Origin of the sequence: Actinomadura sp. KC216, from assembly GCF_004348535.1 — a bacterium.
In the GTDB taxonomy this organism is placed as follows: Bacteria; Actinomycetota; Actinomycetes; order Streptosporangiales; family Streptosporangiaceae; genus Spirillospora.
Genome location: NZ_SMJX01000019.1, coordinates 1 through 16,865 on the forward strand (window position 1 = coordinate 1; position 16,865 = coordinate 16,865).

General features: G+C 72.7%; 21 protein-coding genes. 12 read left to right on the top strand and 9 right to left on the bottom strand.

What is annotated here, in order from left to right; all coding sequences use genetic code 11:
- A partial coding sequence (locus tag E1264_RS05555) for a cellulose-binding domain-containing protein (RefSeq protein WP_207935732.1) occupies positions 1–399 on the top strand: 399 nt, incomplete at its 5' end.
- Between the two features lie 16 nt (positions 400–415).
- On the opposite strand, the gene E1264_RS05560 is transcribed toward E1264_RS05555, so the two are convergent.
- Together E1264_RS05560 and E1264_RS05565 are read right to left on the bottom strand one after the other, a co-directional pair.
- Positions 416–1,027 carry a hypothetical protein gene (locus E1264_RS05560; RefSeq protein ID WP_132170233.1) on the bottom strand — a complete coding sequence of 204 codons (612 nt, stop codon included), beginning with the start codon at positions 1,025–1,027 and terminating at the stop codon, positions 416–418.
- 1 nt (position 1,028) lies between these two features.
- Entirely contained in the window at positions 1,029–1,667 is a 639-nt protein-coding gene (locus E1264_RS05565) for a hypothetical protein (RefSeq protein ID WP_165964021.1), read from the bottom strand.
- 190 nt (positions 1,668–1,857) lie between these two features.
- Here E1264_RS05565 and E1264_RS43135 point away from each other — a divergent pair, with 190 nt between their 5' ends.
- Both E1264_RS43135 and E1264_RS05575 read left to right on the top strand, forming a co-directional pair.
- Entirely contained in the window at positions 1,858–2,247 is a 390-nt protein-coding gene (locus tag E1264_RS43135; RefSeq protein ID WP_165964022.1) for an SSI family serine proteinase inhibitor, read from the top strand.
- Between the two features lie 34 nt (positions 2,248–2,281).
- Positions 2,282–2,605 carry a hypothetical protein gene (locus E1264_RS05575; RefSeq protein ID WP_132170239.1) on the top strand — a complete coding sequence of 108 codons (324 nt, stop codon included), beginning with the start codon at positions 2,282–2,284 and terminating at the stop codon, positions 2,603–2,605.
- Positions 2,606–2,630: 25 nt separating this feature from the next.
- Here E1264_RS05575 and E1264_RS05580 read toward each other — a convergent pair whose 3' ends face one another.
- From E1264_RS05580 to E1264_RS05605, 6 genes are read right to left on the bottom strand one after another with little or no spacing between them, the layout of a single operon-like run.
- A complete protein-coding gene (locus E1264_RS05580; RefSeq protein WP_132170241.1) occupies positions 2,631–3,119 on the bottom strand; it encodes a nucleoside deaminase in 489 nt (162 codons plus the stop codon).
- Between the two features lie 12 nt (positions 3,120–3,131).
- Entirely contained in the window at positions 3,132–4,142 is a 1,011-nt protein-coding gene (locus tag E1264_RS05585; RefSeq protein ID WP_132170243.1) for a LacI family DNA-binding transcriptional regulator, read from the bottom strand.
- A gap of 37 nt (positions 4,143–4,179) precedes the next feature.
- Positions 4,180–5,616 (bottom strand): GH1 family beta-glucosidase, encoded by a 1,437-nt coding sequence (locus tag E1264_RS05590; protein WP_207935733.1) that lies wholly within the window; start codon positions 5,614–5,616, stop codon positions 4,180–4,182.
- Positions 5,613–6,515: a carbohydrate ABC transporter permease gene (locus E1264_RS05595; RefSeq protein ID WP_132170245.1), complete on the bottom strand. Its 903-nt coding sequence runs from the start codon at positions 6,513–6,515 to the stop codon at positions 5,613–5,615. Before E1264_RS05595 ends, E1264_RS05590 begins: the two co-directional genes overlap by 4 nt.
- Positions 6,512–7,498: a sugar ABC transporter permease gene (locus E1264_RS05600; protein ID WP_132170247.1), complete on the bottom strand. Its 987-nt coding sequence runs from the start codon at positions 7,496–7,498 to the stop codon at positions 6,512–6,514. Before E1264_RS05600 ends, E1264_RS05595 begins: the two co-directional genes overlap by 4 nt.
- Positions 7,499–7,500: 2 nt before the next feature.
- Positions 7,501–8,796: an extracellular solute-binding protein gene (locus E1264_RS05605; protein WP_243710765.1), complete on the bottom strand. Its 1,296-nt coding sequence runs from the start codon at positions 8,794–8,796 to the stop codon at positions 7,501–7,503.
- A 159-nt stretch (positions 8,797–8,955) separates the two neighbouring features.
- Here E1264_RS05605 and E1264_RS05610 point away from each other — a divergent pair, with 159 nt between their 5' ends.
- The 9 genes from E1264_RS05610 (at position 8,956) to E1264_RS05650 (ending at position 16,262) form a co-directional block, all read left to right on the top strand.
- On the top strand, positions 8,956–9,660 hold the full coding sequence (locus E1264_RS05610) for a nucleotidyltransferase domain-containing protein (protein ID WP_243710766.1): 705 nt from the start codon (positions 8,956–8,958) through the stop codon (positions 9,658–9,660).
- A complete protein-coding gene (locus E1264_RS05615; RefSeq protein ID WP_243710767.1) occupies positions 9,657–10,409 on the top strand; it encodes a nucleotidyltransferase domain-containing protein in 753 nt (250 codons plus the stop codon). Before E1264_RS05610 ends, E1264_RS05615 begins: the two co-directional genes overlap by 4 nt.
- A gap of 113 nt (positions 10,410–10,522) precedes the next feature.
- Positions 10,523–11,188, top strand: a complete 666-nt coding sequence (ribA, locus tag E1264_RS05620) for a GTP cyclohydrolase II (protein ID WP_132170251.1) — start codon at positions 10,523–10,525, stop codon at positions 11,186–11,188.
- A gap of 8 nt (positions 11,189–11,196) precedes the next feature.
- Complete coding sequence (locus E1264_RS05625; RefSeq protein ID WP_132170253.1) at positions 11,197–12,006, top strand: CDP-alcohol phosphatidyltransferase family protein; 810 nt, start codon at positions 11,197–11,199, stop codon at positions 12,004–12,006.
- A complete protein-coding gene (locus tag E1264_RS05630) occupies positions 11,963–12,937 on the top strand; it encodes a zinc-binding alcohol dehydrogenase (RefSeq protein ID WP_132170255.1) in 975 nt (324 codons plus the stop codon). Before E1264_RS05625 ends, E1264_RS05630 begins: the two co-directional genes overlap by 44 nt.
- Positions 12,938–13,025: 88 nt before the next feature.
- Complete coding sequence (locus E1264_RS05635; RefSeq protein ID WP_132170257.1) at positions 13,026–13,424, top strand: 6-carboxytetrahydropterin synthase; 399 nt, start codon at positions 13,026–13,028, stop codon at positions 13,422–13,424.
- A complete protein-coding gene (locus E1264_RS05640; RefSeq protein WP_132170259.1) occupies positions 13,421–14,497 on the top strand; it encodes a glycosyltransferase family 4 protein in 1,077 nt (358 codons plus the stop codon). The genes E1264_RS05635 and E1264_RS05640 overlap by 4 nt, the downstream gene beginning before the upstream one ends.
- Positions 14,494–15,342: a class I SAM-dependent methyltransferase gene (locus E1264_RS05645; protein ID WP_132170261.1), complete on the top strand. Its 849-nt coding sequence runs from the start codon at positions 14,494–14,496 to the stop codon at positions 15,340–15,342. The genes E1264_RS05640 and E1264_RS05645 overlap by 4 nt, the downstream gene beginning before the upstream one ends.
- On the top strand, positions 15,339–16,262 hold the full coding sequence (locus E1264_RS05650) for a lysylphosphatidylglycerol synthase transmembrane domain-containing protein (RefSeq protein ID WP_243710768.1): 924 nt from the start codon (positions 15,339–15,341) through the stop codon (positions 16,260–16,262). Before E1264_RS05645 ends, E1264_RS05650 begins: the two co-directional genes overlap by 4 nt.
- On the opposite strand, the gene E1264_RS05655 is transcribed toward E1264_RS05650, so the two are convergent.
- A complete protein-coding gene (locus E1264_RS05655; protein WP_132170265.1) occupies positions 16,176–16,862 on the bottom strand; it encodes a creatininase family protein in 687 nt (228 codons plus the stop codon). The two genes, E1264_RS05650 and E1264_RS05655, sit on opposite strands and share 87 nt — an antisense overlap.
- Positions 16,863–16,865: the final 3 nt, after the last annotated feature.

A 16,865-nucleotide genomic window follows, 5' to 3' on the forward strand; every position in this document is an offset into this window, starting at 1 on the left:
GTGCTGTCCCCGGACTCGTCCGAGCCGACCGCCGCCGCCCCGCCGCCCACGGCGAGCCCGGCGCCGACCCGCCCGGCCGCCACCTGCTCGGTGTCCTACCGGGTCGTCGGGACGTGGGAGCAGGGCTTCCAGGCGACGGTGCGGATCACGAACCTCGGCGACGGCGCCATCGACGGCTGGACGCTGGGCTTCGAGTTCCCGGACGGGCAGGCGATCGTCCAGCTGTGGAACGGCAGCCAGGTGCAGAGCGGCCCTTCCGTCACCGTGACGTCGGCGGACTGGAACCGCGCGATCCCGCCCGCCGGGTCCGCCGAGTTCGGCTTCCTCGGACGCCAGGACGGCGGCGCGAACTCCGCCCCGTCCCGCTTCACCCTGAACGGCGCCCCCTGCGGCTCCTGACCACCCGTGGTCGCGGTCAGGCCGGGATCATCAGCTCCACGCCGAGCAGCGACGCGAGGACGAGGGTCCGCTGCGGCTCCGGGAGCGGGTGGAAGAGGCGGACGGTGTGGCTGCGGCGCCGCTCGCCGTACGCGGAGTGGCCCGTCCGGTAGGCGGCGATCTGCGTGCCGCCGGGGTCGGTGATCGTGCCCTCCTCGTGCGGGTTCCGCAGGCCGGGGGTGGTCAGGAGAGCGGTCTGGTTCCCGTGCGCGTCGAGGAGGGCGTAGCGGCCGCCCTGCTGCCCGGACATGAGCTTGAAGACGCCCTTGACTCCGCCGGTGGAGACGGCGATGGAGCCGATGAGGCCGCCGTTCGGCGCCACCACGTAGGCGGGTTGCGGGCGCATGGGGTCGTTGGTGCGGTCCACGTAGAAGCAGGGCGTCTGGTCGGGGCCCGCGACGCAGAGGACGACGCGGCTCTCGTCGTACTGGGCGTGCGGGTTGGCGTAGGGCATGGCGGCCTCGTCCGGGCGCCTGAGCGGGACGCGGGTGACGTTGGCGAGCAGCTCGCCGCCGTCGTGGAAGACGTACTCGCGCGGGCGCCGCGGCTCGTCGATCGTCCAGGTGAGGGCCTCGTAGAGGGTCGGCACGTCAGCTCCGGGTCAGGTCGAACGCGAGCGGGGAGGCGATGACGAGCGTGCGCAGCGGTTCGGGGAGCTGGTACATGAGCTGGAGGGCGTACCGGTCCTTGAACGTCGCCTCCTTGACGTCGGCGTGCGCGATGCGCTGCCTGTTCATGTCGGTGTAGTCGCAGGCGACCGGGACCCAGCGGAGGTTCTCGCCCGCGCCCGTGCGCCGCATCTCCCACGCCAGCTCGCACAGCGGACGGTCGGAGGCGTCGAGGAGGCGGTGCCGCATGGCCGCGGCCCCGGCGAGGGCGCCCAGCATGCCCCGCCCGGCGCCGCCGCCGGCCATCTGCCGCGCCACGCCGGCCAGGTCGTACTGGAACCGGCCGATGACGGTCCCGTCGGGGGCGACGACCGCGACGGGCGCGCCGTCCTGATGGTCGACGTAGAAGAGGGGCGCGCCGTCGAGCCCGGCGACCTGGACGACGACCCGCGCGTCCTTCAGGCCCGAGCCGAACATTCCCATGAGCCCCTTGCGCGGTTTCGGGCCCGCGACCTGGGTGGCGTGGCCGAGGGGCCGGTCGTCCCGGCCCTCGATCCGGTACTCCAGTTGTGACGATTGCTGCTCGATCTTGAGGAAGGGCGAATTCAACAAGTCGGTCATGAGAGGTCAGCCTAGCGGCGGAACGTCCCGGTATGTAGGGCCTGCGAAGCGTGATAACACAGGCGTGCGCCGAATTGCGCCCGGGGTGATTGCGCACACGGGCGGGCTTGGTCTAAGTAATGAACGGGCGGCCTTCGGTGTCCGGCCGGTCGGTGCCGGGGATTCCGGTGGGCAATTCTGGGAGGAAATCATGCAAATGCCGCGTGCCCGTTTCCGCTGGGCCGCCGTGCTGGCGGGAATGGCGGTCGTCGTGCCCGCCGCGCCCGCCCAGGCGGCGGGGCCGGTCGGCGCCTACCTGCTGATGGTGGCGCCCGAGCACGGCTCCGTCACCGCGGTCAACCTGTGGTGCCGCCCGGACGGCGGCACGCACCACGCCCCGTCCCGGGCCTGCGACCAGCTCGAATCCGTCAATGGCGACGTGCGGCGGATCGGCCTCCAGGAGGGCGCCTGCACGATGGAGTACTCGCCCGTCCGGGTGAGCGCCGACGGCAGATGGCGCGGCAAGGCCCGCCATTTCGCCCGGACATATCCGAACCGCTGTGCCGCCATGCGCCAAACGGGCGGAATCCTGTTCCGGTAGCGCCGCGATGGCGGATTAGCGGAGGCGTTACGCGATGTTCGCTTTCACCGGGCCGGACGTTCTGGTCGCCTACGAGCGATCTGGGGGATTCGCCGGTATTGAGGAACGGGTGACCGTCGACGTTTCCGGGACGGCCCTCGTCAACGGCAGGACGATCACGCTCAAGGACGCGGAAATGCGCGGCCTGCGCGCCGCGCTGGACGGCATCGTCACCACCTGGTCGTCGACGGCGGGCTGCGACGTCGCCGACCACTTCACCTACACGCTCGACTACCGCGGCCACAGGGCGACGCGCTGCTGGCTGCCGTCCGACTGGCGGGCGGCCGTCGAGCGGCTGGAGGCGCTCACCCGCCGGTGACCGCGCCCACCCGGCCGCGACGGGCTTACCCGCCGGTGACGGCGCGGGTGTGGAGGTCGCGCATCGCGGCTTCCAGGGACGCGACCGGGCCGTCCACCGGCAGGCCCGGCACGACCTCCTGGACCGGGATCGCGGCCACCGGTCCCGGCTCGATGCCGAGCTCGGCCCGCCACGCGGCGAGCTGCGCCGACGAGTGGATGTAGACGATCCGGCCGAGGCCCACCCATCCGTGCGCGGCCGAGCACATCGGGCAGTGCTCCCCGGAGGTGAACACCGTCGCCGCCGCCCGCTCCTCCGGCGTCAGGTGGGCGGCCGCCCACCGGGCGGCCTCGAACTCGGGGTGGCGGGTCTGGTCGCCGTCCGCGGTGCGGTTGCGGTCCTCGAACAGCGGCTCGCCGGACGCCGCCGCGAGCACCGTCCCGAACGGCTCGTCGCCCGCGTCCAGGGCCTCGGCGGCGAGTGTCACGCAGCGGCTCAGATGGGCGAGTTCCGCGGCGGTCGGTTCGTAGGCCATACGACGATCATGTCAGGCGGACTCGCGCAGGACCAGGTGGGGCCGCAGTATGACCACCGGGTCCGCCACCGTCTCGCCGCGGATCCGCGACACCAGCAGCCGCGCCATCTCCCGGCCCATCTCCTCCGGCGACTGGTGGACGGTCGTCAGCGGCGGGTCGGCCAGCGGCGCCGCGGCGGAGTCGTCGAACCCGATCACGGCGACGTCGCCGGGGACGCGGCGGCCGTGCCGGTGCAGCACGCGCAGCGCGCCGAGCGCCATCGGGTCGTCGGCGGCGAACACCGCGTCCACCGACGGGTCGGCGGCCAGCAGCCGCTCCGCCGCGGCGATGCCGCTGGCCTCGCCGAAGTCGCCGTACTCGACGAGCTCGGGTAGCCCCGCCGCGGCGAGCGCGTCCCGGTACCCGGCGAGCCGGTCGATGCCGACGCCCATGTCCTGCGGGCCGGCGATGGTCGCGATCCGCCGCCGTCCCGCCGCGACCAGGTGCGCGACGGCCTCGCGGGCGCCGCTGCGGTTGTCGACGTCGACGTAGCTGACCGGCGACAGCCCGGGCGGGCGCCCGCCGAGCACGGTCGGGACGCCGTTGGCCTCCAGCTTCGCGGGCAGCGGGTCCTCGGCGTGCAGGGACGTGAGGAGCACGCCGTCCACGTGCTGGGTGGTGAGGTAGTCCTCAAGGCGCCCGTACTCGGCGGGGGAGCGGGCGAGGGCGAGCAGGAGCTGCAGCCCCGTGTCGGCGAGCCCGTTGCCGATGCCGCGGATGATCCCGGCGAAGTACGGCTCGTCGAACAGCCGCTGGTCGGACTCGGCGACGACGAGCGCGACGGTGTCGGTGCGGCGGGTGACGAGCGTCCGGGCCGCGCGGTTCGGCACGTACCCGAGCTCGTCGATCGCCTTCAGCACCGCCTCGCGGGCCTGCGGGCTGACCCGCGGCGAGCCGTTGATCACCCGCGACACCGTGCCGCGGCCGACCCCGGCCCGCGTCGCGACCTCCTCCAGGGTCGGGCGCGTGCTCCTGCCCGCCATCTGGCCCCCTTCTCGTCCGTGCCGCCCTCGCGCCCGGTCAGTCCCGCCCGGGGAGCCCGCCGCGCTCGATCACCCCGGCGTACCACCGCGCGCTGTCCTTGGGCGTGCGGCGCTGCGTGGCGTAGTCGACGTGGACGAGCCCGAAGCGCTTGGCATAGCCCCAAGCCCACTCGAAATTATCCAGCAGCGACCACGTGAAGTATCCGTGAAGCGGTACACCGTCGGAGATGGCGTCGTGGCATGCCCGGAGGTGCGCGTCGAGGTAGGCGATGCGGGCCGCGTCCCGTACCGCGCCGTCCCCGTCCGGTTCCTCGTCGTAGCCCGCGCCGTTCTCCGTGATGTACAGCGGGACGGACGGGTAGTCGCGGTGCAGCCGGGTCAGCACCTCGTGCAGGCCGCCCGCGTCGATGTCCCAGCCCATCCCGGTCACCGGCCGCCCGGATGGGACGAACCGGACATGCCCGCTCCCGACCCACGGCGAGTGCGTCGCGAACGGCGACGACGCGGTCTGCGACGTCTCGCCGGGCGTCCCCGCGACGGTGTGCCGCGAGTAGTAGTTGATCCCGAGCTGGTCGAGCGGCCGGCGGATCACCGCGAGGTCCTCGCCCGGCGGGTCGAACCCGTGGCCGGAGGTGTCGGCGAGGACGTCCCACGGGTAGTGGCCGAGCAGCAGCGGGTCGAGGAACAGCCGGTTCTGCAGCCCGTCGACGCGGCGCGCGGCGTCCGCGTCGGCGGGGTCGTCCGTCGCGGGCGACACCGCGTACAGGTTCACGGCCGCGCCGAACCGGTTGCCGGGGGCGTGCGCCCGCATCGCCTCGACGGCCAGGCCGTGGCCGAGCATCAGATGGTGCGCGGCGTGCAGCGACGCGGACGGGTCGCGGCGTCCCGGAGCGTGCTCCCCGGACGCGTACCCGAGGAACGCCGCGCACCACGGCTCGTTCACGGTGGTCCAGTGCCGGACGCGGTCGCCCAGCGCGGCGTGCACGCGGGCGGCGTACTCGGCGAACCGGTGCGCCGTGTCCCGCTCGGGCCAGCCGCCCTTGTCCTCCAGCGGTTGAGGCAGGTCCCAGTGGTAGAGGGTCGGCCAGGGCTCGATCCCGGCGTCCAGCAGCGCGTCCACCAGCCGCGCGTAGAAGTCGAGGCCCTCCGGGTTGAACGCGCCGGACCCAGCGGGCTGAACCCGCGGCCAGGAGATCGAGAACCGGTACGAGGTCAGCCCCAGGTCGGCCATCAGCGCGACGTCGTCGCGGAACCGGTGGTAGTGGTCGACGGCGACGTCGCCGGTGTCGCCGCCGAGGACCTTGCCGGGGGTACGGGCGAAGGTGTCCCAGATGGACGGCCCGCGCCCGCCCTCGTCGGCGGCGCCCTCGATCTGGTAGGCGGCGGTCGCGGCTCCCCAGCGGAACCCGGTCGGGAACAGCGCGGCGGGCGCGGCCCCGGTGTCGTCCTGTGCGTCGTCCTTGAGGGAGGTCACGCCTTCACTGCACCTTCCATGATTCCGCCGATGATCTGGCGGCCGAAAACGATGAACACGACGAGGAGCGGCAGGATCGCCACGCTGGTCCCGGCGAACATGAGCGTGTAGTCCTTGAAGTACGCGTTCGCCAGGTTGTTGATGGACAGCTGCACCGTCGGGTTGTCGGGGCTCAGTACCGCGAGCGGCCACATGAACTCGTTCCAGGTCTGCATGAACGTGAACAGGCCGAGGACGCCCGCGGCGGGACGCAGCGCGGGCAGCACGACGCGCCAGTAGATGCCGAACGTGGTGCACCCGTCGACGCGGGCCGCCTCGATCAGCTCGTCCGGGACGGCCTGCTCGGCGTACTGCCGCATCATGAACACGCCGAACCCGGTGACCAGGAACGGGACGATCACCGCCTGCAGCCGGTTCTGCCACCCCAGCTCCACCATGATCATGTAGAGCGGGATGATGCCCATCTGCACCGGGATCATCATCGTCGCGACGATGACGAGCAGCAGCGCGTTCTTGCCGCGGAAGCGCAGCTTCGCGAACGCGAACCCGGCCAGCGAGGCGAAGAACACCGTCGAGATCGTCACCGCGCCGGACGCGATGGCCGAGTTCAGCAGCCCCTTCGCGAAGTACGCCTCCGGGTTGTCGAACAGCCGGCCGACGTTGCCGGCGCCCTGCCCGCCGGGCAGCAGCGGCGGCGGGACGTCGGCGACCACGCTGTTCGTCCGGGTCGCCACGATGATCATCCAGTAGATCGGGAACACCGACAGCGCCAGCGCGGCGATCAGCGTGAGGTAGGTGAGCGGGCTCGCGTTCCAGAGCCCGCGGAACCGTCCGGGATGCCGGTCCTGCCGCCCGGAGCGCCGGGGCCCCCTTCCGGTTCCGGCCAGGAGCGTGGTCATTTCGTGCCTCCCGTCCGGCGGACCACCAGAAAGTTGATCAGGGAGAACACGATGATCATCACGAACAGCGCCCAGGCGACGGTGGCGCCGTAGCCGTACCGGTCGTGGCCGAACGCGTTGTCGTACATGTACATCGTGATCGTCTGGAACTGGTGCGCCGGGCCGCCGTCCATCTTGTTGGGCGTGCCGACGCTGAACAGGACGGGCTCGGTGAACAGCTGCAGCCCGCCGATCGTCGAGATGATCACCGTGAAGATGATCGTGGGACGCAGCATCGGCACCGTGATCTGCCAGAACTGCCGCATCCTGGACGCGCCGTCGATCGCCGCCGCCTCGTACAGGTCCTTCGGGATCGCCTGCATGGAGGCCAGGTAGATCAGCGCGTTGTAGCCCGTCCAGCGCCAGTCGACCATCACCGCGATGGCGAGCCAGGACCAGCCGCGGCTGCTCGCCCAGGCGATCGGGTCGATCCCGACCAGCCCGAGCGCCCAGTTGACCATGCCCCAGTCCTTGTCGAACATCTGGGTGAACACGATCGCGACGGCGGCGGTCGAGGTGACCAGCGGCGCGACCATCCCGATCCGGAACAGGGTCGGCATCCGCATCCGCCGGTTCAGCGCGTTCGCGATCAGCAGCGCGATGAGCAGCTGCGGGACGGTCGCCACCACGAAGATCCCGAGGGTGTTGACCGTCGCGTGCCAGAAGTCGGCGTCCGTCAGCAGGTAGTCGTAGTTGTCGAGCCCGATGAACTCGCGCGTCCCCGAGCCCAGCTCCCACTCGTGCAGCGACACCCAGAGCGTGAAGCCGAGCGGGAACGCGCCGAACACCAGGAAGACCAGGTAGAACGGCGAGATGAAGGCGTAGGGCGCGCCCTTCAGGTCGAGCCGGGCCACCCGGGACCGCCACGTGCGGCGCGGTCCCGGGCGGTCCGCCGCCGGCGCGGGCGGCGGCCCGTTCCGGCTCTGGCGCAGATCGGTCGTCATCGCTACCTGGCGGCCTTCTCGGCCTCTTCGACGGACTTCGACCAGGCGTCCTCGGGCTTCTGCTCGCCCTGCCCCACCGAGATCAGGACGTTCTCGACCGCGGCCCGCACGTCCTCGTTCTTCGGTCCGAGATGCACCGGCTTCACCGCCGCGACGAGCTGCCCGAAGATCTGGCCGATCGGGGCGTCACCGAAGTAGGCGCTCTTCGTGCCGGAGACCGCCGGGTCCCGCGCGGCCTGCGGCGAGGACGGGAAGACCTTCGCCTCCTTGAAAGCCCCGACCTGCCCCTGCGGCGAGGTGAGGAACTTCGCCAGCTCGGCGGCGGCCTTCGCGTGCTTGGTCTGCTTCGGCACCGCCAGCCACGACCCGCCCCAGTAGCCGGAGCCGCCCGGGGTCGTCGCGACGTCCCACTTGCCCTTGCCCGCGTCGCCGGAGAACTCCTCGATGCCCCCGAGCATCCAGGACGGGCACGGCACGGTCGCGAACGTGTCCCGCTTCAGCGCGGTCTGCCACGGCGGCGTGAAGATCGACATGTCGGCGGTGAGCTTGGCCTGCTCGAACCTCAGCGTCGTGTCGAACGCCTGCTTCACGGCCGGGTTGGAGTCGAAGACGAGCCTGTCCTCCTTGTCGAAGAAGCTGTGGCCCGGGCCGCTGCCCGCGTTCTGCAGGACGGTCGCGCGGAACACGGCGGTGGGGCCGTCCAGCCACTTGCTGCCGGGCACCTTCTCCTGGAACTTCTGGCCGGTGGACAGGAACGCGTCCCACGTCGGCCACAGCTCGCCGACCTCGTCGCGCTCGGTCGGCAGGCCCGCCTTCTCGAACAGGTCCTTGCGGTAGCACATGGCGAGCGGGCCGACGTCGGTGCCGAGCCCGACGAGCTGCCCGCCGTCCGGGCTGACGCCCATCTGCCACTTCCACGGCAGGAAGTTCTGCTCCAGGGCCTTGCCGCCGTGGTCGAAGAGGTTCACGAACTTGGTCCGCTGCTGCATGTAGAGCGGCAGGATGCCCTCCTCCAGCATCACGACGTCCCCGGCGCCGCTGCCGGTGGCCATCCACTGCTGGATGCGGGGCTTGTACTCGTCCAGGCTGGACACCTTGCGCTGCTTGATCGTGACGTTCGGGTGCGACTGCTCGTACTGCTTGTAGAGCGCGTCGTAGCCCGGCTCGCCGAAGACGTCGACGGTGAGCTCGACGGGCCCGCCGTCGGAGCCGCCCCCTCCGTCGTTGTCGCCGCCGCAGCCGACGGCGAGGCCGCCGGCGAGCACGGCCGCCATCGCCGTGCCCAGTCCGCGCCGCATGATGGCCCTCATCGCGGACCCCTCTCCAGGTCGTGTGCTTCCGGTTTCCGTGTGGGAGCGCTCCCACGAAGGAAAGACCGAACCCGACTCAGTGTCAATGCGCCGAAACACAACCGTTACAAGTCGACACCCGGCGGCGCGTTGCGCCAGGCTGCGTCCGTGACGACCTCAGACCACCCCGCCGAGGCGCTCGACCTCGTCCGCGACCACATGATCCTGTCGGTCGTGACCGGGTCGCGGGCCTACGGCCTGGCGACGGACGGCAGCGACGTCGACCGGCGCGGCGTGTACGCGGCGCCGGCCCCGCTGTTCTGGGGTTTCACCAAACCGCCGACCCACCTGGACGGCCCGCTCCCCGAGCAGTTCTCGTGGGAGCTGGAGCGGTTCTGCGAGCTGGCCCTGGCCGCGAACCCGACCGTCCTGGAGTGCCTGTGGTCGCCGCTCGTCGAGAAGGTCACACCGGAAGGTGAGGAACTGCTGGCCATCCGGCGGGCGTTCCTGTCCCGGGCGGTCCATCGCACGTTCCTCCGGTACGCCGAGGCCCAGTTCCGCAAGCTGGAGGGCGACCTGCGCAACGGCGGCGCGCCGCGCTGGAAGCACGTCATGCACATGCTGCGGCTGCTGGCGAGCGGGGCGCATCTCGTCCGGCACGGCGAACCGCGCGTGGACGTCGGCGACCTGCGCGAACGGCTCCTCGCCGTCCGCCGCGGCGAGGTCGGCTGGGACGAGATCGAGGCATGGCGCAGCGCCCTCGCCGCCGACCTGGACGACGCCGCCGCCCGCAGCTCGCTGCCCCCCGAACCCGACCGCGCCGCGGTCGAGGACCTGCTGATCTCCATCCGCCGAGGGAGCGTGGACCGGTGACCCTGAACCTGCCCGGCGGCATGCTCGACCGGTTCGCCGCCGACCACCCGTACCCGCGCGCGTTCCTCACGGTCAGCGGCGCGCACCTGTACGGGTTCCCGTCCCGGGACTCCGACATCGACCTGCGCGGCGTCCACCTGCTGCCGCTCGAAGAGATCGTCGGGCTGGAGAAGGGGCGGGAGACCGTCACGCTGATGTGGGACCACGCGGGCGTGGAGGCCGACGCCGTCACCCACGACCTCGCCAAGTTCTGCACGCTGCTGCTGCGGCGCAACGGGTACGTCCTGGAGCAGGTCATGTCGCCGCTGGTCGTCGCCACGTCGCCGGTGCACGAGGAGCTGAAGGCGCTCGTCCCTGGGCTGGTCACGTCCAACCACGCGCACCACTACCTCGGCTTCGCGCGGACGCAGTGGAGCCTGTTCGAGCGGACGAACGAGCTGAAACCGCTCCTCTACACGTTCCGGGTGCTGCTGACCGGAATCCACCTGATGCGGACGGGCGAGGTCGAGGCCGACCTGACCCGCCTCACCGCCCAAGGCCCGCCGTACCTGCCCGCCCTGATCGAGGCGAAGCGGGCCGCCGAGCACGGCGCGCTACCGGCGGACGCGCCCGACGTGCCCCGCCTCCGGGACGACGTCGCCGCGCTCACCGCCCTCCTCGAAACCGAGCGCGACCGCAGCGACCTGCCGGAAGTCCCCGCGAACCACCGTGCCGTGCACGACTTGGTGGTCCGGACCCGCATACGCTGAACCCTGAGGTGCCTCCCCTCCGTGCCACGGATCGTACGGACCGATTCACAACGCAACCGCCGCGTGCGTCCGCCACGTACCACGGGTGATTGCGGAGCCGAGGAAGGGGAGCGATGCACGACCAGGGCATCGAGCAGAACGACATCGCGGAGGCGGAGCTGCGGACACGGCGGGGCGTGTTCCGCGCCGTCGCGTTCCGAGACCCGGTCGACGGGCACGAGCACATGGCGCTCGTCCGCGGCGACGTCCGGGGCCGGGAGGACGTGCTCGTCCGGACGCACTCGGAGTGCCTGACCGGCGACATCTTCGCCGCCACGCGCTGCGAGTGCGGGGATCAGCTCGGCGCGGCGGTGGACGCGATCGTCCGCGAGGGCGCCGGTGTCCTGGTCTACCTGCGCGGGCACGAGGGGCGCGGGATCGGGCTGGTCGCGAAGATCCGCACCTGCATCCTCCAGGACGACCAGGGCCTCGACACCGTCGACTCCGCGACCGCGATCGGCCTGCCGGTCGACGTCCGCGACTACGGCCCGGCCGCCCGCGTCCTGCGGCACCTCGGGGTCCGGTCGGTGCGGCTGATGTCGAACAACCCGGCCAAGGTCGACGCGCTGGAGTCGTACGGCGTCGAGGTCGCGGAGCGGGTGCCGCTGCTCGTCCCGGTCAGCGACGACAACGTCCGGTACCTGACCGCGAAGCGCGACCGCCTCGGCCACGACCTCCCGCAGCTCGACGCCCCCGCCGCGGTGCTCGGCGGCACGCCGGTCGGCGAGGCCCGCCGATGACGCGCCCGATGACCGCACCCCGGCCGGTGGGGGTCGTCTGGCGCGCCGCCGCACCGCCGCGGCGGAGGGGGCTGCGGCTGACGCGCGGCACCGAGCTGGCGGGCGCGGCGGGCGTGCAGGTCGCGCTGGTGGCGGCGCTGCGTCCCGGGATCGCGGGCATGGCGGTGGGCGTCGTGTACGCGCTGTCCGCGTGGGCGATCCTCAGCGCGGCGTTCCGCGGGCGGCGGGCGCTCGGCCCGGCCGATCACGTGACCTTGACGCGGGTCGTCCTCACCGGCGGGGTTTCCGCGCTGGTCACGGGGCATCTCCTCGGTGGCGGGCACGCGTGGACGCTCGTCGCGGTCGCGACGGCGGCGCTCGTCCTGGACGGGGTGGACGGCCAGGTCGCCCGCCGCACCGGGACGGCGTCGCGGCTCGGCGCCCGGTTCGACATGGAGGTCGACGCCTTCCTCGTGCTGGTGCTGAGCGTGCACGTCGCGTGGACCGCCGGGGCGTGGGTGCTGGCGATCGGCGCGATGCGGTACGCGTTCGGCGCGGCGGCCTGGGTGGCGCCGTGGCTGCGCGCGGACCTGCGGCCGAGCATCGCGCGGAAGGCGGTCGCGGTGGTGCAGGGCGTGACGCTGGTCGCTGCGGCGTCGGGCGTCGTCCCGTACGCGGGCGCGCTGGTCGGCGCGGCGCTCGCCCTGCTGCTGTGGTCGTTCGGACGCGACGTGGTGTGGCTGTTCCTGCAGCGTGAGCGGCGGGGGAGCCGGGTGAGCCGGGGGAGGAGCACGGATGGAGCGGGAAGCCCGCGCGTTCTGGATCCGGTCGCCCGGTAGCGGGGAGATCCGCGACGAGCCGTTGCCGGAGCCGGGGCCGGGCGACGTGGTGGTCCGGACGCTCTTCTCCGGCGTGAGCCGGGGCACGGAGGCGATCGTGTTCCGCGGCGGCGTCCCGCCGAACCAGCACGCGGTCATGCGGGCCCCGTTCCAGGACGGGACGTTCCCCGCCCCCGTCAAGTACGGCTACCTGAACGTCGGCGTGGTCGAGGAGGGCCCGTCCGGCCTGCTCGGCCGGCCGGTGTACTGCCTGTATCCGCACCAGACGCGGTACGTCGTCCCGGCGAGCGCGGTGTGCCCCGTCCCGGACGACGTGCCGCCGGAGCGCGCCGTCCTCGCCGGGACCGTCGAGACCGCCGTGAACGCGCTGTGGGACGCGGCCCCGCTGATCGGCGACCGGATCGCCGTGGTCGGCGCCGGGATGGTGGGCTCCTCGGTCGCCGGGGTCCTCGCCGGGTTCCCGGGGTGCCGCGTCCAGCTCGTCGACACCGACCCGTCCCGCGAGGGCGTCGCGCGGGCGTTCGGCGTCGAGTTCGTCCTGCCGGAGCAGGCGGACGGCGGCTGCGACCTGGTGGTCCACGCCAGCGCCACCGAGGCGGGCCTCGCGCGGTCGCTGGAGCTGCTCGCGCCGGACGGCGAGGTCGTGGAGCTGAGCTGGTACGGGGACCGGCGGGTCGCCGTGCCGCTCGGGGAGTTCTTCCACTCGCGGCGGCTGACCGTCCGGAGCAGCCAGGTCGGCGCGGTCACGCCCGCCCGCCGGTCGCGGCGCGGCTTCGCCGACCGGCTCGCGCTGGCGCTGCGCCTCCTCGCCGACCCCGCGTTCGACGTGCTGGTCACCGGCGAGAGCCCCTTCGCCGACCTGCCGACGATCATGCCGCTTCTCGCGAGCGGTGAACTTCCCGCGCTCTGCCACCGAATCACCTACCAGTGAATCCATTTCATCCTCGGAGGAGCGGATGTGCAGGCCGCTGAAGAACGCCGGATGAAGAAGATTCAAACCCCGACCAACTGGAGAGCACGTGTTCGCGATCACCGTCCGCGACCATGTCATGATCGCGCACAGCTTCCGCGGCGAGGTCTTCGGACCGGCGCAGCGGCTGCACGGCGCCACGTACCTGGTGGACGCGACGTTCCGCCGCCCCGACCTGGACCCCGACGGCATCGTCGTCGACATCGGCCTCGCCACCCGCGAGCTCGGCGAGGTCCTGGCCGCGCTGAACTACCGCAACCTGGACGACGAGCCCGACTTCGCCGGGGTCAACACCTCGACGGAGTTCCTCGCCAAGGTCATCGCCGACCGCCTCGCCGGCCGGGTCCACGCGGGCGCGCTCGGCGAGCACGCGCGCGGCCTCGCCGGGATCACGGTGACGCTGCACGAGTCGCACGTCGCCTGGGCGAGTTACGAGCGCGAGCTATGACCGGGGCGCACGAGATCTGCTTCGTCGTCCCCGGCGACATCGACGACGCGGGCGTCCCGAGCGGCGGGAACCACTACGACCGCATGCTGTGCGAGGAGCTGGCGGCGTCGGGACGCCCGGTCCGGGAGCTGGCGGTGCCGGGGGCGTGGCCGCGGCCCGACTCCGCTGCCCGCGCCGGGCTCGCCCGCGCGCTCGCCGGGCTGCCCGATGGCTCCGTCGTCCTGCTGGACGGCCTGGTGGCGTGCGGTGTGCCCGAGATCGTCGTCCCGGAGGCGGACCGGCTGCGGCTCGCCGTCCTCGTCCACCTCCCGCTGGCGGACGAACCCGGACAAGCCGACCTGAACGCTCTCGAACGCAGAACACTGGAGGCGGTCGGCGCCGTAGTGACGACCAGCCCATGGGCGCGAGACCACCTCGTCGCGCACCACGGCCTCGAAGCGTCCCGCGTCCACGCCGTCACCCCCGGAACCGAACCCGCACCGCTCGCGACCGGCACGGACGGCGCGACCCGCCTCCTGTGCGTCGCGTCCGTGACGCCCCGCAAAGGCCACGACATCCTGGTCGAAGCCCTGGCCACCCTCGCCCACCTCCCGTGGCTGTGCGAGTGCGTGGGCCCGCTGCGCCGCGACCCCGAGCACGTGACGCGCCTGCAACGGCTGATCGCCCGGCACCGCTTGGGCGACCGCGTCCGCCTCGAAGGCCCGCTGACCGGCAAGCGCCTCGACGACGCCTACGCGTCCGCCGACCTCCTCGTCCTCGCGTCCCGCGCCGAGACGTACGGGATGGTCGTGACGGAGGCTCTCGCGCGCGGCGTCCCCGTCGTCGCGACCTCGGTCGACGGCGTGCCGGACACCCTCGGCTGGGACCCGTCCGGCGCCGTCCCCGGGCTCCTCGTCCCGCCCGACGACCCCGCCGCGCTGGCCGCCGCGCTGCGCCGCTGGCTCGTCGAACCCGACCTGCGGAGCCGCCTGCGCGCCGCCGCCCGCCGGCGCCGTGACACCCTCTCCGGCTGGGACGACACCGCCCGCCGCATGGCCACCGTCTTGTCCAGGCTTCGGAGGGAGAACCGATGAACGCGCGTAGCGCCGGGGGGTCTGGGGGGTCGTCCCCTCAGAGAGAGACACCGGGTTTCGATCCGTCATGGCTGGCGCTCCGCGAGAGCGCCGACGCCGCCGCCCGCGCCACCGAGCTGCTCGTCCCGCTCCGCGCCGCCCTCCCGCCGGACGGGCCGCTGGTCATCTGGGACCTCGGCTGCGGCACCGGTTCCCTGGGACGCTGGCTGTCCGGCCGTTTGCGCGGCCCGCAGCACTGGATCCTGCACGACAACGACCCCGAGCTGCTCGAACGGGCCGCCGCGAACATCTACACCACCGCCGACGGGCTCCGCGCGACGATCGAGACCCGGAAGGGCGATGTCGGCTCGCTCCAGGCGTCCGACCTGGTCGGCGCGTCGCTGGTCACCGCGTCCGCGCTGCTGGACGTGCTGAGCGCCGCCGACATCGAGACGATCGCCGCCGCCGCGGCCTGCCCGGCGCTGCTGACGCTGTCGGTCGTCGGACGCGTCCGCCTGTCCCCACCCGACCCGCTCGACGCCGAACTCGCCGCCGCCTTCGACGCGCACCAGCGCCGCGACGGCCTCCTCGGGCCGGACGCCGTCACCGCCGCGACCGAGGCGTTCGGACGGCGCGGCGCCACCGTCCGGACCCGGTCGAGCCCGTGGCGGCTAGGGCCCGGCCAGTCGGCGCTGACCTCGGCGTGGCTGCGCGGCTGGGTCTCGGCCGCGACCGAACAGCGCCCCGACCTGGCCCCCGCCGCCGAGTCCTACCTGCGCCGCCGCCTGGACGAATGCGCCATCGGCTCGCTCATCGTCGAAGTCCACCACCTCGACCTGCTCGCCATCCCAGGGAGGACGTCGTGACAAGACTCTGGCCCTGGCTGCGCCTGCTCATCGGGCTGGGCATTCTCGCCACGCTCCTCTGGTGGCACAGCACGGACGCGTTCGTGGACGCGCTCCACGCCATCGACGCCCGCTCCATCGTCCTCGCCCTCGCCATCGGCCTCCTGACGACCGTCCTCAGCGCGGCCCGCTGGCGCCTGGTGGCCCGCCGCCTCGGCCTGGACCTGCCCCTGACCAGCGCCATCACCGACTACTACAAGGCCCAGTTCCTGAACGCCGTCCTGCCCGCCGGAATTCTGGGGGACGTCCACCGAGCCGTGAGCCACGCGCACCGCTCGGGCACCCGCGCGCTCCGTGCCGTGTTGCTGGAACGAATCACCGGCCAGCTCGTCCCGGTGATGGTGGGCGTGATCGTCCTGTTCACCCAGCCCGCCGTCCTGTCGGCCATGACACCCGCGCTGATCACGCTCGCGGTAGCCCTGAGCGCCCTACTGTTCTTGGCCCGCTCGCGCCACCGCGCGCTGGCGGCGACGTTCGCGGACGCCCGCACCGTCCTGAACGCCTGGCCCGCCATAACGGCACTATCCGTCACCGCACTAGCAGGCCACCTAACGCTCTTCGTAGTAGCCGCCCGCCTGGCAGGCTCCACGGCCCCCCTCCTAGACCTCCTGCCCCTGCTCCTTCTGGCGCTCCTCGTGATGGTGCTGCCGGTGAACGTCGGCGGCTGGGGCCCGCGCGAGGCCGTCCTCGCCCTAGCGTTCGGCGCGGCCGGGCTCGGCTCGGCGCAGGGACTGACCGTCTCCGTCGTCTACGGCGTGCTCACCTTCGTCGCGTGCCTGCCGGGCGCCGCGACCCTACTGCTGAAGCGCCGCGAGCCGGTCCCCGAACGCCGCGACGAGGCTCGCCAGCACGTCCCGGCCCTTGCCGGCGCGGGCCAGTGACGGCCGCCCGATGACGCCCGACGCGGTGTAGGCGGTCATCCCCGAGGTCAGCAGGTGCCGCCGGTCATCGGCCAGATGATCGGCGGTCTCGTACCCGTCCCGCACCAGCTCCGGATGGGCGTGCAGCAGGATCGAGGTCTCCAGCTCCCCGGCGTGCATGTCACCGTCACCAGAGGTCTCGATGCCCGCCGCGCGCCTCGCGTCCTCCCAATCCTCCGGCCCCGGGAAGAGCGCCATGTCCCCGTGCGCCTCCTGGACGACGTTCCCCAGCACGTAGTTGCCCCCATGCCCGTTGACCAGCACGAGCTTCGGCACCCCGCCCCTCGCGAGCGACTCGGCGACGTCCCGCACCACCGCGTGCAGGGTCGCCGCCGAGATGCTCACCGTCCCGGGCCAGGCCGCGTGCTCATGCGAGCACGAGATCGTCACGGGCGGGAGCGTCCGCACCGGGTACGCATTCGCGATCTCCGCCGCGATCGTGCAGGCGATCACCGTGTCCGTCGCCAGCGGCAGGTACGGGCCGTGCTGCTCGTGGCTCCCGATCGGCAAGACCGCTACTGGGACGTCCGGTACCTCGGAACTCGTGTGCGTCGGCAGCATGCA

Bases quoted from the DNA above. Each gene is read 5' to 3' on its own strand.
- E1264_RS05565 (WP_165964021.1), bottom strand. From the start codon at position 1,667: ATGACCGACTTGTTGAATTCGCCCTTCCTCAAGATCGAGCAGCAATCG.
- E1264_RS43135 (WP_165964022.1), top strand. From the start codon at position 1,858: ATGCAAATGCCGCGTGCCCGTTTCCGCTGGGCCGCCGTGCTGGCGGGA.
- E1264_RS05600 (WP_132170247.1), bottom strand. From the start codon at position 7,498: ATGACGACCGATCTGCGCCAGAGCCGGAACGGGCCGCCGCCCGCGCCG.
- E1264_RS05625 (WP_132170253.1), top strand. From the start codon at position 11,197: ATGACCGCACCCCGGCCGGTGGGGGTCGTCTGGCGCGCCGCCGCACCG.
- E1264_RS05580 (WP_132170241.1), bottom strand. From the start codon at position 3,119: ATGGCCTACGAACCGACCGCCGCGGAACTCGCCCATCTGAGCCGCTGC.
- E1264_RS05630 (WP_132170255.1), top strand. From the start codon at position 11,963: ATGGAGCGGGAAGCCCGCGCGTTCTGGATCCGGTCGCCCGGTAGCGGG.
- E1264_RS05585 (WP_132170243.1), bottom strand. From the start codon at position 4,142: ATGGCGGGCAGGAGCACGCGCCCGACCCTGGAGGAGGTCGCGACGCGG.
- E1264_RS05575 (WP_132170239.1), top strand. From the start codon at position 2,282: ATGTTCGCTTTCACCGGGCCGGACGTTCTGGTCGCCTACGAGCGATCT.
- E1264_RS05595 (WP_132170245.1), bottom strand. From the start codon at position 6,515: ATGACCACGCTCCTGGCCGGAACCGGAAGGGGGCCCCGGCGCTCCGGG.
- E1264_RS05655 (WP_132170265.1), bottom strand. From the start codon at position 16,862: ATGCTGCCGACGCACACGAGTTCCGAGGTACCGGACGTCCCAGTAGCG.
- E1264_RS05640 (WP_132170259.1), top strand. From the start codon at position 13,421: ATGACCGGGGCGCACGAGATCTGCTTCGTCGTCCCCGGCGACATCGAC.
- E1264_RS05605 (WP_243710765.1), bottom strand. From the start codon at position 8,796: ATGCGGCGCGGACTGGGCACGGCGATGGCGGCCGTGCTCGCCGGCGGC.
- ribA (WP_132170251.1), top strand. From the start codon at position 10,523: ATGCACGACCAGGGCATCGAGCAGAACGACATCGCGGAGGCGGAGCTG.
- E1264_RS05645 (WP_132170261.1), top strand. From the start codon at position 14,494: ATGAACGCGCGTAGCGCCGGGGGGTCTGGGGGGTCGTCCCCTCAGAGA.